The organism is Streptomyces altiplanensis (assembly GCF_053591575.1).
The window spans coordinates 1-14,807 of record NZ_JBSFUB010000061.1 but is presented as its reverse complement, the minus strand read 5'-3'; the positions used below and the strand labels follow the sequence as shown (position 1 = coordinate 14,807).

Genomic DNA, 14,807 nt, shown 5'->3' with positions numbered 1-14,807 from the left:
TGCGTGCATTCACAAGATCGACGACCCGTTCCCGCGACGACGAAGGTTGCCCCTCCGTGGACATCAAGACCGCTTCCGCACTCCGCCGCCTCCGCCTGGTGTCCGCACCCGAGGCGGTCTCCTTCCTGCTGCTGCTCGTCTGCTCGGTGCTCAAGCGCACCACGGAATTCAACGCGGTCCCCGTCATGGGCGCGATCCACGGTCTGCTCTTCGTCCTGTACGTCCTCTTCTGGGCCGACGCCTGGAACCGGACCAAGTGGTCGCTGGGGACCGCGGCCTTCTACTTCGTCATGTCGGTCCTGCCGACCGGCGGCTTCTTCGCCGACAAGCGCCTCAAGCGCGAGGCCGAGGACGCGGTCATCGCCACCCGCGCCCGCAAGGAAGGCGTGGTCGGCGCATGATCGTCGCCTTCTCCGTGACCCCGCTGGGCGTGGGCGAGGACGTCGGCGAGTACGTCGCCGACGCGGTCCGCGTGGTCCGCGAGTCCGGACTGCCGAACCGCACCGACGCGATGTTCACCTCCGTCGAGGGCGAGTGGGACGAGGTGATGGACGTCGTCAAGCGCGCCGTCGCCGCCGTCGAGGCCCGCGCGCCCCGCGTGTCGCTCGTCCTGAAGGCCGACATCCGGCCCGGTGTCACCGACGGCCTGACGTCCAAGGTCGAAACGGTGGAGCGCCACCTGGGGGCCTGATCCGGCTCCGCTGACAGCCCCCGGCCGCCACACGGCGGCCGGGGGCTTCGTCGTGCGTGTTCCAGGTGCCCGCCGTGCGCGGCCGGATGATAAAACCGCCCGCTCGGACGACCCGGTTCGACACACCGCCCCGTGTCCCTTTGTGTGGGGTTACGGAACACGCTCGACTGCTGGAGGCGCGGTGCGGCCGGAGGGCTATGACTACGAGACCTACAGCAGGCTTTCCGGACCGCTGACGGAGCCGGGCGCCGGCGCGTACCGGGTGCAGTACCGAAGCCTGATGGCGCAGGAGCCGCACCGAATACGCGCGGTGCTGCTGATGACTCTGGCACCGCTCCTCTCGGCGCTCCTGCTGGTCTACCTCGTCTGGCCCACGCACTGGACCGAACGTGAGGGCGGCGACCGCTGGCTGGTCCACCTGGACACGGTGATGCTGGCCTCGATCGGTCTGATCATGTTCTTCATGCTGGTCAACGTGGTGTCGATCGCGCACGCCACGATGGTCGCCAGGGACCCGGTGCCGGTGACGCCCGAGCCGGGGACCCGGGTGGCGTTCCTCACGACGTACGTACCGGGCAAGGAGGCACTGTCCATGGTGCGGGCCACGCTCGAAGGCGCGGTCGGGCTCCGGCACGCGGGGCCGCTCGACGTCTGGCTCCTCGACGAGGGCGACGACGAGCAGGCGAAGGCGCTCTGCGCCCGGCTGGGCGTACGGCACTTCAGCCGCAGCGGCGTACCCGAGTGGAACACCAGGAAGGGCCCGCACCGGGCGAGGACCAAGCACGGCAACTACAACGCCTGGCTCGCCATGTACGGCGACGCCTACGACTTCTTCGCCTCCGTCGACACCGACCACGTCCCGCTCCCCAACTACCTGGAGCGGATGCTCGGCTACTTCCGCGACCCGGACGTCGCCTTCGTCATCGGCCCGCAGGTGTACGGGAACTACACCTCCTGCGTCACCAAGGCCGCGGAGTCCCAGCAGTTCCTGTTCCACGCCCTGATCCAGCGCGCGGGCAACCGCTACGGAGTCCCGATGTTCGTCGGCACCAACAACGTCGTGCGCGTCGGGGCGCTGAAGCAGGTCGGCGGCCTGTACGACTCGATCACCGAGGACATGGCCACCGGCTTCGAGATCCACCGCAGGAAGAACCCGGAGACGGGGCGCTTCTGGCGGTCCGTCTACACCCCGGACGTCCTGGCCGTCGGAGAGGGCCCGGCGTCCTGGACCGACTTCTTCACGCAGCAGCTGCGGTGGTCGCGCGGGACGTACGAGACGCTGTTCAAGCAGTACTGGAAGGCGCCCTTCAGGGTGCCGCCGGGCCGGCTGCTCACGTACACGCTGATGCTCGTCTACTACCCGATGACCGCCGTCAACTGGCTGCTCGGCATCCTCAGCTGCGTCCTGTTCCTGTGGTTCGGCGCGTCCGGCACCGAGGTCTCGTCCTCGGTCTGGCTGATGCTCTACAGCGACGCCGCCGCCCTCCAGATCGGGCTGTACCTGTGGAACCGCCGCCACAACGTCTCGCCGCACGAGCCCGAAGGCTCCGGCGGCCTCGCCGGCATGGCGATGTCCGCCCTCTGCGCGCCGATCTACGCCAAGTCGCTGGGCTCGGCGGTGCTGCGCACGCACGGCAGGTTCGTGGTCACGCCCAAGGGCGGCGCGGTGAGCCCCGACCGGCTGCTGACCTTCCGCATCCACCTGTCCTGGGCCGCCGTGCTGGTCGCCTCGCTGATCGCGTCCGTGGTCCTCGGCCACACCCACGCGGCGATGCGCACCTGGGCCGTGCTGGCGCTGGTCATCGCACTCTCGCCGGTCGGTGTGTGGTGCTGGACCTCGGCCCGGGAGCGCGCGGCCCTCAGCGGTGCGAGGACCACGAAGGAAGCCGGCGGCAGCACGGTGCCGGGCGAGGAGCCGGAGCCCGCGTTCGCCACGACGACCGGAGGGAACTGAAGCCATGGCCTACCGGCCCACGAAGAAGTTCAAGAAGACGCTGATGGGCAGCGGGGCCGTCGTGGTGCTCGCGGGACTCAACGCCCCGGCGGCGCTGTCCTTCGCGGAGGAGAAGTACCACGCGTACAAGATCGCCCAGCCCGCCTACAAGGCGGAGTACGGTTCCTGGTCCACCGTCGACATCCCCGAGAAGTACCGTACGAACGCGATCCACGCCGCTCTGCTCCACACCGGCAAGGTGCTGATCATCGCGGGTTCGGGCAACGAGCAGAAGAAGTTCGACGAGGGCACCTTCGAGACGGTCCTGTGGGACCCCGGGGACGGCTCCTTCAAGATGGTCCCGACCCCCGAGGACTTCTTCTGCGCCGGACACTCCCAGCTGCCCGACGGGCGGCTGCTGGTGGCGGGCGGCACCGCGCGCTACGAGGTGCTGGGCGACGAGGTCATGCGGGCCGGCGGCGGGATGCGCGTCAAGAACGAGAACCCCGACAAGCCCGTCACCTTCAAGAAGGGCACCCGCTTCCGCTCGCCCTCGGGGGTCGTGTACGTGTCGAAGTTCGACGTGACCGTGCCGAAGGCCAAGCGCGAGTTCAAGGTCTCGTACGCCAAGGGCGGGCGCATGCTGCCCTGGAAGACCAAGGTCACCGCGGCCGAGGCCCGGGTCTTCGTCGAGGCCCTGGAGGAGGGGCCGCAGGCCGTCACCAAGGAGTCCGCGCAGTACGAGATCGAGGGGCTGAAGGGCGAGGACGCCGACAACGCGTACGGCCTCGCCGAAGCGATCACCATGGACAAGCAGGACTTCCAGGGGATCAGGGCGGCGTACGAGTTCGACCCGAGGGCGGAGAAGTACATCCCCGTCGACCCGATGAAGGAGGCCCGCTGGTACCCGACGCTGGTCACCCTCCAGGACGGCAGAGTGCTCGCCGTCTCCGGGCTCGACGACGTCGGCGCGATCCTCTCCGGCGACAACGAGTACTACGACCCGAAGACGAAGAAGTGGTCGAAGGCGCCCTTCCGGTACTTTCCGACGTACCCCGCGCTCTTCCTCACCAAGGGCGGCAAGCTCTTCTACTCCGGTGCGAACGCCGGGTACGGACCGGCCGGGAAGGGCCGCGACCCCGGCATCTGGGACCTGGAGAAGAACACCTTCAAGAAGGTCGGCGGCCTCACGGACCTCGACCAGACCGAGACCGCGGCCTCGCTGGTCCTGCCGCCCGCGCAGGACCAGCGGGTGATGATCCTGGGCGGCGGCGGAGTCGGCGAGTCCGACAAGGCGACGGGCCGTACGGCGATCATCGACCTGAACGAGCAGAACCCGGTCTTCGAGTCCGGGCCCCGGCTTCCCCAGGGCACGCGGTACCTGAACAGCGTGATCATGCCGGACGACACCGTCTTCACCAGCGGCGGATCGCGGGACTACCGGGGGCGCGGCGCCAGCAACATCCTCAAGGCGCAGTTCTACGACCCGAAGGCGAACGCCTTCAAGGAGGCGGCCGAGCCGACGGTGGGCCGCAACTACCACTCCGAGGCGCTGCTGCTGCCGGACGGCCGGGTCGTCACCTTCGGCTCCGACTCCCTCTTCGGCGACAAGGACAACACCAAACTCGGCAAGTTCGAACAGCGGATGGAGGTCTACACGCCGCCGTACCTCTACCGGGACAAGGCGCTGCGTCCGGTGCTGGGGGCCGGGCCGCGCGAGCCGTCCGCCTCCGGGAGGGCGACGTTCAAGACCGCGCATCCGGAGCGGATCGAGCGGGCCAGGCTGATGCGGCCGAGCGCGGTCACGCACACCACGGACGTCGAGCAGCGCTCGATCGAACTGGGCCTGGAGAAGGGCAGGGGAGAGGTGACGGTGGAAGTGCCGGACGACAGGACGCTGGTGCCGCCCGGCTGGTACATGCTCTTCGTCACGGACGGCGAGGGGACGCCGTCGGAGGCGAAGTGGCTCCATGTGACATGAGGGCCGCTCAGGCCTTCGCGCGGCGGGCCAGCCCCAGGGCGTAGTCCGGCCACCAGGTGCCCGCCGCCGGGCCGCCCCGGCACTCGCCGTCCGATTCGCCCGGCCGCTTGATCCACAGGAACGCGTCCAGCAGCGGGTCGCCGGTGCGGTCGGTCGGCGGCGTGCCGAGGGCGCGGCCCGCCGGGTTGCACCAGGCGTCGGCGCGGCTGCCGGAGAGCGGGCCGTTTCCGCTGCGGCTGCTGTCGATCACGAAGTGGGCGCCGCCGAGCAGGCCGGACAGCTGGTTGCCGAACGCCTTGACGGCGTCGTCCTTCTGGAAGTTGGAGACGTTGAGGGAGACGCCGTCGGCCCGGTCCACGCCGGCCCGCTTGAGGGGCTCGACCAGCTTGCCGGGGTCGTCGATCCAGGCCGGGTTGCCCGCGTCGAGGTAGACCTTGGTCTTCGGCTGCCGCTTCAGCCGGTCGACCGCCTCGGAGAGCAGCGCGGTGCGCTCGTCGTGCTCCTCGGCCGGGGTGCAGCCGTCCACGATGTGCGGTACGGCGTCCGGCTCCAGGATCACGATGGCCGGGGCGGTGCCGATGCTGTCGGCGAACGACCCGATCCAGCGGCGGTAGGTGTCGGCGTCGGCGGCGCCGCCGGCGGAGTGCTGGCCGCAGTCGCGGTGCGGGATGTTGTACGCGACGAGTACGAGGGTCCGGCCGTCCTCGGCGGCGCCCCGCACGGCCCGCCTGATGCCGGGCGCCGGGTCGTTCCCGTCCGGCCAGTCGGCGACGGGCCGCTCGGAGATGCGCCGCAGAACGTCCGCGTCGGCGCCGCGGCCCTGGGCCTCCCACGCCTCGACCTGACGGGCGGCGTCGCTCTTCGGGTCGACCCAGTACGGGGACGGGTCCCGGTCCTGCCCCTGGTTCCGTGCCGCGGCGGCCTTCTCCGGCTGCCGCCCGGACCCCGGCCCGGAACCGCCGTCGGAGGAGCAGCCGACGGCGGTGAGCGCGAGGAAGGCGACGGCCGCGGCGGTGAGCGGACGGGTCGGTCTGCGGCCGGACATCCAGCCCCCTTGGACGGTTCGACTGGGCGACGATACGGACCGGGCAATCGTTGCATAACACCCATAACGCCCCGGGTTGCGACACCGGCGGAGGCGGAAGCGCGGGAATCCGGGGGCTTGCCCGGCTCCGGGAAGAGGCGGGCAGGGGAACTTCGGCGGGGTCTTCCCGCGCCCGGCCGGATCCCTACGACACCGTGGACAGCGCGATGCCCAGCGGGGTCCGCTCGTACAGCACCTGATGGCCGTAGCGCCGCGAGACGAGCAGCCCCGCGCCGCGCAGCGTCGAAAGGTGCGCCGACACGGACGACCGCGCCAGCCCGAGCCGGTGTGCCAGCGCCGACGTCGACGCCGGTTCGTCCAGCGCGCACAGCACGTCCGCCCGCCCCCGCCCCAGCAGCCGGGCCAGCGACTCCGGCGTACGCTCGGCCGCCCGCGTCCACAGCCCGCCGATCCCGCGCGCCGGATACACGACGGTCGGCTGCCACGGCGGTTCGAAGCCGCTCACCACATCCGGCCAGCAGAACACGCTCGGCATCAGGACCAGCCCCTGGCCGCCGAGCGTCCGCTCGTGCTCGCCGGGCCGTTCGATCGTGAGCGTACGGCCGTCGCCCGACCAGGCGAGCCGCGGGTTCAGCTCCCCCAGCAGGCCCTCCAGGCCGACCTCCGCCAGCCGCCGGGAGTGGAACGCCACGTCCGCCTCCAGCAAAGCGCGCAGCCGGGGCCAGTCGGGCTCGACCAGGGCACGCCACGCCTGCTCCAGGAGCGCGGCCAGGTCGCGCACGGCGTCCGTCGGGTCCGCGAGCATCGCCTGCCCCGACGCGCTGTCCGAGGCCCCCGGCGTACAGGCCAGCGACCGCGCGATGTCGTCGCGCGCGGCCACCGGATCGGCCGCCCGTACGGCCGCGATCTCCTCCTCGAAGGTGGCGGCGGGCCCGATCGGGGGCGGCCCCAGGCAGTCGGGGGTGTGCCCGCGCTGCGGCATCAGCAGCCACAGCGGCGTGAGGTCGAGACCGGCGGTGGCCTCGCGGATGCGGCGCAGCCAGGGCAGCTGGTAGCCGTGACGCTCGGGGCGCGCGAGGGTCCGTACGGCCTCCTGCGTCTCCCACAGCGGCGAGACCGCGAACCGGCAGCGCAGCAGGTCTGCCTCGCCGAAGTGCAGCCGGTATGCCATGGGCCCTCCCGCGTTCTCCCGTTGATCTCGCACTGATCCCCGGTACGGGCCGAAGATTCGGCAACAGCCGAAAGTCTATGGACGCCGGGGGACCCCGGCCAGGCTGCCTCCATGCCACCCGAGCCACCCGTGCCGACCGAGTCACCCGCCCCCTCCACGCCGACCGAGCCACCGGCCGGCTACGGCGCCGTCTTCCGTGTCCGGGAGTTCCGGGCCGTCTTCGCCGCGCACCTCATGTCTCTCCTCGGCGTCGTCGTCTGCGAGATCTCGCTCGCCGTCCTCGTCTACGACCTCACCGGGTCCCCGCTCATGAGCGCGCTCGCCTTCGCCGTCGGCTTCCTCCCCTACCTCGTCGGCGGGACGCTCCTCGCCGGAGTCGCCGACCGCTTCCCCGCCCGGCGTGTGCTCGTCGTCTGCGACCTCGTCTGCGCCGGCTGCGCGGCCCTGATGGTGCTGCCCGCCACCCCCGTCGCCGGACTCCTCGTCCTGCGCTGCGCGGTCGCCGCCGTCTCGCCCGTGTTCAACGGGACGCGGATCGCGACGCTCGCCGACATCCTCGGCGACGGCGACCTCTTCGTCCTCGGGCGCTCGCTCCTGCGCATCGTGTCGCAGAGCGCGCTGCTCGTCGGGTTCGGAGCCGGCGGGGTACTGCTCGCGCTGATGCCCGCGCGGGCCGCCATCGGGATCACCGTCGTCACCTTTCTCGGCTCGGCCGTACTGCTCCGGCTCGGGACCAGGCGCCGGCCCGCCCGCGGCGGCCGGGGTGCCACCCTGCTGCGCGACTCGCTCGCCGGGGCCCGCGCGGTCTTCGCGCACCGCCGGATCCGCGCGCTGATGCTGATGTTCTGGGTGCCGCCGATGTTCGTCGTGGCGCCGGAAGCGCTCGCCGCGCCGTACGCCGACCAGCTCGGCGCCGGCACCGCCGCCGTCGGACTGCTGATGTGCGCGATGCCGGTGGGGCACATCGCGGGAGAAGTCTGGGCCGGTTCCGCGCTCGGCCCCCGCACCCGGGAGCGGATCGTCGTACCGGTGGCGGCGGTGTGCCTGCTGCCGCTGGTGCTGTACGCGGTACGCCCCGGGGTGGCGCTCGCGGTGGCGGCGCTGGTGGTGACGGGGCTGGCGTCGGCGTACACGCTCGGCCTGGACCAGTGGTTCGTCGAGGCGGTGCCGCAGGAGCTGCGGGGGCGAGCCATGACCGTGATGACGGCGGGCATGATGACGGTGCAGGGCGTGGGAATGGCGTTGGCGGGCGTGGCCGCGGAGTTCTTTCCCGTGCACCGGATCGTGGCCGGGTTCGGGGTGGTGGGCACGGTGGCGCTGCTGGCGCTGCTGGCGGAGGTCCGGCGCACCGGGTGTGCGGAGAACGGGAAAGGACCGAAGCGCGAGACGGGGATGTTCACCATGTGACCGGCCGGTAAGGTCGATGCCGTGCCGAAGCCGCTCAGCCTTCCGTTCGACCCCATCGCCAGAGCCGACGAACTCTGGCAGCAGCGCTGGGGACCGGTCCCCTCGATGGCCGCGATCACCTCGATCATGCGCGCGCACCAGATTCTGCTCGCCGAGGTCGACGCCGTCGTCAAGCCGTACGGGCTGACCTTCGCGCGCTACGAGGCGCTGGTGCTGCTCACCTTCTCCAAGGAGGGCGAGCTGCCGATGTCCAAGATCGGCGAGCGGCTGATGGTCCACCCGACGTCCGTCACGAACACCGTCGACCGGCTGGTGAGGTCCGGTCTCGTCGCCAAGCGGCCGAACCCGAACGACGGGCGCGGCACGCTCGCCTCGATCACCGAGAAGGGCCGCGAGGTGGTGGAGGCGGCGACCCGCGACCTGATGGCGATGGACTTCGGACTCGGCGCGTACGACGCGGAGGAGTGCGCGGAGATCTTCGCGATGCTGCGGCCGCTGCGGGTGGCGGCGCACGACTTCGAGGAGAAGTAGGGGCGGCTGCGGGGCGGCGACCCGCGCGAAGATCTCCCCTTGCGCCCGGTTACGCTCGATGCCATGAAGTCCAATGTGCTGTCCCGATACCGGGTGATGGCGTACATCACCGCCGTATGGCTGCTGGTGTTCACCGTGGCGATCATCGCCAAGTACGGGTTCCAGATGGGCGACACCATGCTGATCTCGCAGATCCACGGTGTGCTGTTCATCATCTACGTCGTCTTCGCCTTCGACCTCGGCACCAAGGCGAAGTGGCCGTTCGGCAAGCTGCTGTGGGTGCTGGCGGCCGGCTGCATCCCGTTCGCCTCGTTCTTCGTCGAGCCGAAGATCACCCGCGAGGCCCGCTCACTGATCACGGACGCGCGCCCGGCCACGGCCACGGCGTAACCCGCGCAGCCCTTCCACCGTCACGGGCACGGCTCGTGGCGGTGGGCCATCGACATTTACTAGGACGTCCTAGTAAATTCGAGGTATGGACGCTGAAGCGATCGAGGAAGGCCGCCGTCGCTGGCAGGCCCGTTACGACAAGGCCCGCAAGCGTGACGCGGACTTCACCACGCTCTCCGGAGACCCGGTCGACCCCGTGTACGGGCCACGCCCCGGCGACACCTACGAAGGCTTCGAGCGGATCGGCTGGCCCGGGGAGTACCCCTTCACCCGCGGCCTGCACCCGACCGGCTACCGCGGCCGGACCTGGACCATCCGCCAGTTCGCCGGCTTCGGCAACGCCGAGCAGACCAACGAGCGCTACAAGATGATCCTGGCCAACGGCGGCGGCGGCCTCTCCGTCGCCTTCGACATGCCGACCCTCATGGGCCGCGACTCCGACGAGCCGAAGGCGCTCGGCGAGGTCGGCCACTGCGGTGTCGCCATCGACTCGGCCGCCGACATGGAGGTCCTGTTCAAGGACATCCCGCTCGGCGACGTCACGACGTCGATGACGATCAGCGGCCCGGCCGTCCCCGTCTTCTGCATGTACCTCGTCGCGGCGGAGCGCCAGGGCGTCGACCCGGCCGTGCTGAACGGCACGCTCCAGACCGACATCTTCAAGGAGTACATCGCGCAGAAGGAGTGGCTCTTCCAGCCGGAGCCGCACCTGCGCCTGATCGGCGACCTGATGGAGCACTGCGCGCGCTCCATCCCGGCGTACAAGCCGCTGTCGGTCTCCGGCTACCACATCCGCGAGGCGGGCGCGACGGCCGCGCAGGAACTCGCGTACACGCTGGCGGACGGCTTCGGCTACGTCGAGCTGGGCCTGTCCCGGGGCATGGACGTGGACCACTTCGCCCCCGGCCTGTCCTTCTTCTTCGACGCGCACGTCGACTTCTTCGAGGAGATCGCGAAGTTCCGCGCGGCGCGGCGGATCTGGGCGCGGTGGATGAAGGAGGTGTACGGCGCGCGGACGGACAAGGCGCAGTGGCTGCGGTTCCACACGCAGACGGCCGGCGTCTCGCTGACCGCGCAGCAGCCGTACAACAACGTGGTGCGTACGGCGGTCGAGGCGCTGGCGGCGGTCCTCGGCGGCACGAACTCCCTCCACACCAACGCCCTGGACGAGACGCTCGCGCTGCCGAGCGAGCAGGCGGCGGAGATCGCGCTGCGCACGCAGCAGGTGCTGATGGAGGAGACGGGCGTCGCCAACGTCGCGGACCCGCTGGGCGGTTCGTGGTACATCGAGCAGCTGACGGACCGCATCGAGGCGGACGCGGAGAAGATCTTCGACCGGATCAAGGAGCGGGGCCTTCGGGCGCACCCGGACGGGCAGCACCCGATCGGCCCGATCACGTCGGGCATCCTGCGCGGGATCGAGGACGGCTGGTTCACGGGCGAGATCGCCGAGTCGGCGTTCCAGTACCAGCGGTCGGTGGAGAAGGGCGACAAGCGGGTGGTGGGCGTGAACTGCCACCACGGCTCGGTGACGGGCGACCTGGAGATCCTGCGGGTCAGCCACGAGGTGGAGCGCGCGCAGGTGAACACCCTGGCGGAGCGCAGGGCGGCGCGGGACGAGGCGAAGGTCCGCCGGTCGCTGGACGCGATGCTGGCGGCGGCGCGGGACGGCTCGAACATGATCGAGCCGATGCTGACGGCGGTACGGGCGGAAGCGACGCTGGGCGAGATCTGCGGCGTACTGCGGGACGAGTGGGGGGTCTACACGGAGCCGCCGGGGTTCTGAGAGCGGTGGAGGGCGCGGAGGCCGGCCGGGTTTCCGGCCGGCCTCTTCCTCCGGGGCGCGGTGGACGGGCCCGCGCCCGGCCGAGGGGCCCGGGCGGACCGCTTCTTCCGGATCCCCGGGTATCGGCTTTCTGCTTTCTGTGGCGGAACGCGTCACTTCCGGCGGAACGGAGTCGCATCCGCTGGAGCGGGACGGCGCCGGGCTTGCGCAGGTCTCGTGGCGGCCTCGGGGCAGGGCCCGCCCCGCCCCGGCCGCACTGGTGTGCTTGAGCGGAAAAGCTGTGGTCAGCGCCATGGGAGGCGCGCCGGCGCGTCCATACGCTCCTGAAGGTACGGATCTCACCGCCAGGTCCGGCAGACCAGGAGGACCACCGCCGGTGACCACCTCACGACCTCGCGCCGCGCTCACCGCGATCGCCGGGGCCGTCGCCCTGCGGCCTCGGGCCGTTGCGCCCGGCAGAGGTGAAGGAGCGCCGGCGGCAGGCGCCGCGGCGCCTGCCCGGCCGTGATGTCCCCGCTGCCGGTCGTCAGGCCGGGCCGCTGGACGCCCGGGGAGGCGGGGCAGCGCCCGGGCCCGCCGTCAGGCCGCTGACCAGCAGCAGGGAGAAGTTGCGCGCCCACTGCGTGTCCACCGGTTCCGCGCTCACCAGGGCCCGGTGGACGACGGCGCCGGCGATGACGTCGAAGATCATGTCCACGTTACGGGCCGCCTGGACGGGGTCGTCCTCGTACGGCAGCTCGCCGCGGGCCTGCGCGCGTTCCCGGCCCACCAGCACGAGGCGCTTCTGGCGGTCGACGATCGCCGAGCGGATGCGCTCCCGCAGCGCCTCGTCGCGCGTCGACTCCGCGACCACCGCCATCAGCGCGGTCTTCGTCTCGGGCCGGTCGAGCAGCGCCGCGAACTGGAGCACCACACCCTCGACATCGGCCATCAGGGATCCGCGGTCGGGGAGCCGGAGTTCGTCGAAGAGGACGGCCACCGCGTCCACGACCAGTTCGCTCCTGTTCGCCCAGCGGCGGTACAGCGTCGTCTTGGCGACACCGGCCCGGCTCGCCACGTCCCCCATCGTCAGCTTCGACCAGCCCAGCTCCACCAGCGCGGCCCTGGTCGCATCGAGGATCGCGGCGTGGGCCTCGACGCTGCGCGGGCGGCCGGTACGGGAGGGGGGAGTGTGGCTGGGTGACATGGGCGTGACCATACCGGTCGGTAGGCAGGGCGGCGGAGGGCCCTGGTGAGAGAGATCACCGCCGTCGGCGCCGGGGCGGCCGGGTTTCCGAGTTACGCTACGACCTGTAGCGAAAGAGCGACAACCACTGGCGCAAGGGTGGGGACCCCGCGCCGGACCCGGTCCTCCTCGGGACCTCGAACCGTGTTCGTCCGTACGCCTCGCAATCCGGCGGGGGGCTGCGGACGGGCGCGGTTCACGCATCCGGTGACCCTTCGGCGGCCGTGCCGGCACGTGCGGACAGCGCGACAGCCACGAGTTTTTCCTTACCGCGCGCGAAAGGGGGAGGATGTACGCATGCAGCCTAGGAACATGTCCATGAGCGGCGTCGTCGATCTCGCCGCGGTGAAGGCGGCCGGCGAAGCCCGGCAGAAGGCGGAGCAGGCGCGCGCCGAGGCCGCCAGGAGCGGTGGGGGCGGCGGAGCCGTCGCCCCGTCGAGTCTGGTGACCGATGTCGACGAGGCCGGCTTCGAGCGCGATGTCCTCCAGCGCTCCACCGAAGTCCCGGTCGTCATCGACTTCTGGGCCGAGTGGTGCGAGCCGTGCAAGCAGCTCGGCCCGCTCCTCGAGCGCCTCACCCGCGAGTACAACGGCCGTTTCGTCCTCGCCAAGGTCGACGTCGACGCCAACCAGATGCTGATGCAGCAGTTCGGGATCCAGGGGATCCCGGCCGTCTTCGCGGTGGTCGCCGGACAGGCGCTGCCGCTCTTCCAGGGCGCGGCCCCCGAGGCGCAGATCCGCGCGACGCTGGACCAGCTGGTCCAGGTCGCGGAGGAGCGCTTCGGCCTGACCGGCATCGCCGTCGACCCGGCGGAGGGCGCGGGCGAAGTCCCGGCCGAAGCGGCCGAGGAGCCCGCCGGTCCGTACGACGCGCTGCTCGAAGCGGCCGTACGGGCGCTGGACGCGAACGACTTCGCCGGCGCGGTCCAGGCGTACAAGAACGTGCTCGTGGACGACCCCGCCAACACCGAGGCCAAGCTGGGCCTCGCGCAGGCCGAACTCCTCGCGCGCGTCCAGGGTCTCGACCCGCAGCAGGTGCGCAAGACCGCGGCCGAGAGTCCGTCCGACGTGGCCGCGCAGGCCGCCGCGGCCGATCTGGACCTGGTCGGCGGCCATGTGGAGGACGCCTTCGGGCGTCTGATCGACACCGTGCGCCGCACGGCCGGTGAGGACCGTGACGCCGCGCGGGTGCGGCTGCTCGAACTCTTCGAGGTGATCGGCGGCGACGACCCGCGCGTGACGGCGGCGCGGACGGCCCTGGCGAGGGTGCTGTTCTGACCGGTGGCGCCCTGGGGGCAGCCATCGTTGATTTACCGACACAGTGACAAGAGGCGGCCGCGTTTTACCGAAACTTGGTAATCGCGGCCGCTGTTACTTGCAGTAAGTCGCTCACGTCGGTCTGCCCGGTTCTGGGCGGCAATCACCGCGTTTTCACCGTCACTTGAGGGCACGGTCCGTGGCCCGCCGATGCCGGGCGGTCGCGCTTCGGTTATACGGCCGTTACTAGTCAGTAATGAACCACTTGTGCACCGGCTTCGAATGCACCACGATCGGCCACGCTCGGTCCAACACCGCACCGCCCGACAGCCAATCGGGGCCGCGGTCCCATGGGTCCCCACCGAGCCGGCCGGCGGCCAGTGGCGCCGGCCGTGGACAGGGGGGTCTCTGCCGGACAACGGCGGGGCCTGTCCAGCAGGTTGCGCGAACGCGTGGCCAGTGGTTGTCGCTCGGGGGTGATCGCCGGTGTGCAGGATGCCGTTTCACGCTTCCGGCGCGGGCGCTCTCCTTCCCGAGGACGTAGCACTTCTCCCATCCCCCTGCGGGCCCCTGCCCGTACAGGAGATGTACGTCCGAGAAGGAGGAAAGTCATGGAGTCTGCAGTTCGTGGTGGTACCAGATGGAGGCGGTTCGCCGTCGTCATGGTGCCGAGTGTGGCCGCGACGGCCGCGATAGGCGTCGCTCTCGCGCAGGGTGCGTTGGCGGCTTCGTTCAGCGTTTCCGGCCAGCAGTTCAAGGTCAAGGCCAAGCAGGTCGACGGAACCGGCTTCGCGCAGTACGGCGGCATCGACGCGGGCTACGCGGAAATGACGGGCGACAAGAAGGTTCTGCGCCCGGTCGCGATCTCGGCGTTCCAGAACGCCGAGATCACCGAAATGTGCCAGTCCGTCGTGACGGACGTGCCTCTCCTCGGCAAGGTCACGATGCGGCTCGAGGCAGGTGGCGGGGGCAAACCCGTCACCGCCAAGCAGCTGTACCTCGACATCGCCGAGCTCGACGCGGATGCGACGTTCACGAACATCGACATCGGCGTCGCGGCGAAGGACACGGCCAAGCCGAGGAGCGAGGGAGGCCGGGGTCCTGCGATCAAGCCGGGCGACAGGATCCAGGAGAACGGTTTCGCCCAGCAGGCGGACCGCGCTGTGCTGAACAACGTGGAGCAGAAGGCGTGGGCCACCACGGCCGGAACGTTCACGCTCAACGGTCTGAGCCTGCGGCTCTCCGCAGGCGACAAGGCCGAGTGCTACAAGGGCTGAGCACTCCGGTGGGGGCGGGCCGGGCGGCCCGCTCCTCACCGGAGCGCAGGACGACCCCCGTGGCGTCCGGGCGGAGCCGGTAGCCCCAGCCGCCGAAGTCGGCGACCGGCCTG

General features: G+C 71.0%; 13 protein-coding genes. 10 read left to right on the top strand and 3 right to left on the bottom strand.

Annotated elements, in window-relative coordinates; all coding sequences use genetic code 11:
- Positions 1 to 56: 56 nt before the first annotated feature.
- The 4 genes from ACWD0Y_RS24020 (at position 57) to ACWD0Y_RS24005 (ending at position 4,605) form a co-directional block, all read left to right on the top strand.
- Positions 57 to 401, top strand: coding sequence for a DUF3817 domain-containing protein (locus ACWD0Y_RS24020; protein ID WP_093798988.1), 345 nt, complete (start codon positions 57 to 59; stop codon positions 399 to 401).
- Positions 398 to 691, top strand: a complete 294-nt coding sequence (locus tag ACWD0Y_RS24015; RefSeq protein WP_093798987.1) for an MTH1187 family thiamine-binding protein — start codon at positions 398 to 400, stop codon at positions 689 to 691. The genes ACWD0Y_RS24020 and ACWD0Y_RS24015 overlap by 4 nt, the downstream gene beginning before the upstream one ends.
- A 181-nt stretch (positions 692 to 872) precedes the next feature.
- Positions 873 to 2,645, top strand: a complete 1,773-nt coding sequence (locus tag ACWD0Y_RS24010) for a glycosyltransferase family 2 protein (RefSeq protein WP_450262381.1) — start codon at positions 873 to 875, stop codon at positions 2,643 to 2,645.
- Between the two features lie 4 nt (positions 2,646 to 2,649).
- Positions 2,650 to 4,605: a galactose oxidase-like domain-containing protein gene (locus tag ACWD0Y_RS24005; RefSeq protein ID WP_450262380.1), complete on the top strand. Its 1,956-nt coding sequence runs from the start codon at positions 2,650 to 2,652 to the stop codon at positions 4,603 to 4,605.
- A gap of 7 nt (positions 4,606 to 4,612) precedes the next feature.
- On the opposite strand, the gene ACWD0Y_RS24000 is transcribed toward ACWD0Y_RS24005, so the two are convergent.
- Entirely contained in the window at positions 4,613 to 5,650 is a 1,038-nt protein-coding gene (locus ACWD0Y_RS24000; RefSeq protein ID WP_450262379.1) for a glycoside hydrolase family 6 protein, read from the bottom strand.
- A gap of 184 nt (positions 5,651 to 5,834) precedes the next feature.
- Positions 5,835 to 6,821, bottom strand: a complete 987-nt coding sequence (locus ACWD0Y_RS23995; RefSeq protein ID WP_450262378.1) for a DUF5937 family protein — start codon at positions 6,819 to 6,821, stop codon at positions 5,835 to 5,837.
- 111 nt (positions 6,822 to 6,932) lie between these two features.
- Between ACWD0Y_RS23995 and ACWD0Y_RS23990 the strand changes: the two genes are divergently transcribed.
- From ACWD0Y_RS23990 to ACWD0Y_RS23975, 4 genes are all read left to right on the top strand, one after another.
- Positions 6,933 to 8,228 (top strand): MFS transporter, encoded by a 1,296-nt coding sequence (locus tag ACWD0Y_RS23990; protein WP_450262377.1) that lies wholly within the window; start codon positions 6,933 to 6,935, stop codon positions 8,226 to 8,228.
- A gap of 21 nt (positions 8,229 to 8,249) precedes the next feature.
- A complete protein-coding gene (locus tag ACWD0Y_RS23985; RefSeq protein WP_450262376.1) occupies positions 8,250 to 8,759 on the top strand; it encodes a MarR family winged helix-turn-helix transcriptional regulator in 510 nt (169 codons plus the stop codon).
- Between the two features lie 63 nt (positions 8,760 to 8,822).
- Positions 8,823 to 9,149 carry a DUF3817 domain-containing protein gene (locus tag ACWD0Y_RS23980; protein ID WP_450262375.1) on the top strand — a complete coding sequence of 109 codons (327 nt, stop codon included), beginning with the start codon at positions 8,823 to 8,825 and terminating at the stop codon, positions 9,147 to 9,149.
- An 85-nt stretch (positions 9,150 to 9,234) separates the two neighbouring features.
- Positions 9,235 to 10,935, top strand: a complete 1,701-nt coding sequence (locus ACWD0Y_RS23975) for an acyl-CoA mutase large subunit family protein (protein WP_450262374.1) — start codon at positions 9,235 to 9,237, stop codon at positions 10,933 to 10,935.
- A 526-nt stretch (positions 10,936 to 11,461) separates the two neighbouring features.
- Here ACWD0Y_RS23975 and ACWD0Y_RS23970 read toward each other — a convergent pair.
- Positions 11,462 to 12,121: a TetR/AcrR family transcriptional regulator gene (locus ACWD0Y_RS23970; RefSeq protein WP_450262373.1), complete on the bottom strand. Its 660-nt coding sequence runs from the start codon at positions 12,119 to 12,121 to the stop codon at positions 11,462 to 11,464.
- 336 nt (positions 12,122 to 12,457) lie between these two features.
- Between ACWD0Y_RS23970 and ACWD0Y_RS23965 the strand changes: the two genes are divergently transcribed.
- A complete protein-coding gene (locus ACWD0Y_RS23965; protein ID WP_450262372.1) occupies positions 12,458 to 13,438 on the top strand; it encodes a tetratricopeptide repeat protein in 981 nt (326 codons plus the stop codon).
- Between the two features lie 590 nt (positions 13,439 to 14,028).
- Entirely contained in the window at positions 14,029 to 14,694 is a 666-nt protein-coding gene (locus ACWD0Y_RS23960) for a DUF6230 family protein (RefSeq protein WP_450262371.1), read from the top strand.
- Positions 14,695 to 14,807 lie beyond the last annotated feature (113 nt).

Bases quoted from the DNA above. Each gene is read 5' to 3' on its own strand.
- ACWD0Y_RS24005 (WP_450262380.1), top strand. From the start codon at position 2,650: ATGGCCTACCGGCCCACGAAGAAGTTCAAGAAGACGCTGATGGGCAGC.
- ACWD0Y_RS24015 (WP_093798987.1), top strand. From the start codon at position 398: ATGATCGTCGCCTTCTCCGTGACCCCGCTGGGCGTGGGCGAGGACGTC.
- ACWD0Y_RS23975 (WP_450262374.1), top strand. From the start codon at position 9,235: ATGGACGCTGAAGCGATCGAGGAAGGCCGCCGTCGCTGGCAGGCCCGT.
- ACWD0Y_RS23960 (WP_450262371.1), top strand. From the start codon at position 14,029: ATGGAGTCTGCAGTTCGTGGTGGTACCAGATGGAGGCGGTTCGCCGTC.
- ACWD0Y_RS23965 (WP_450262372.1), top strand. From the start codon at position 12,458: ATGCAGCCTAGGAACATGTCCATGAGCGGCGTCGTCGATCTCGCCGCG.
- ACWD0Y_RS24000 (WP_450262379.1), bottom strand. From the start codon at position 5,650: ATGTCCGGCCGCAGACCGACCCGTCCGCTCACCGCCGCGGCCGTCGCC.
- ACWD0Y_RS23970 (WP_450262373.1), bottom strand. From the start codon at position 12,121: ATGTCACCCAGCCACACTCCCCCCTCCCGTACCGGCCGCCCGCGCAGC.
- ACWD0Y_RS23990 (WP_450262377.1), top strand. From the start codon at position 6,933: ATGCCACCCGAGCCACCCGTGCCGACCGAGTCACCCGCCCCCTCCACG.
- ACWD0Y_RS23995 (WP_450262378.1), bottom strand. From the start codon at position 6,821: ATGGCATACCGGCTGCACTTCGGCGAGGCAGACCTGCTGCGCTGCCGG.
- ACWD0Y_RS23980 (WP_450262375.1), top strand. From the start codon at position 8,823: ATGAAGTCCAATGTGCTGTCCCGATACCGGGTGATGGCGTACATCACC.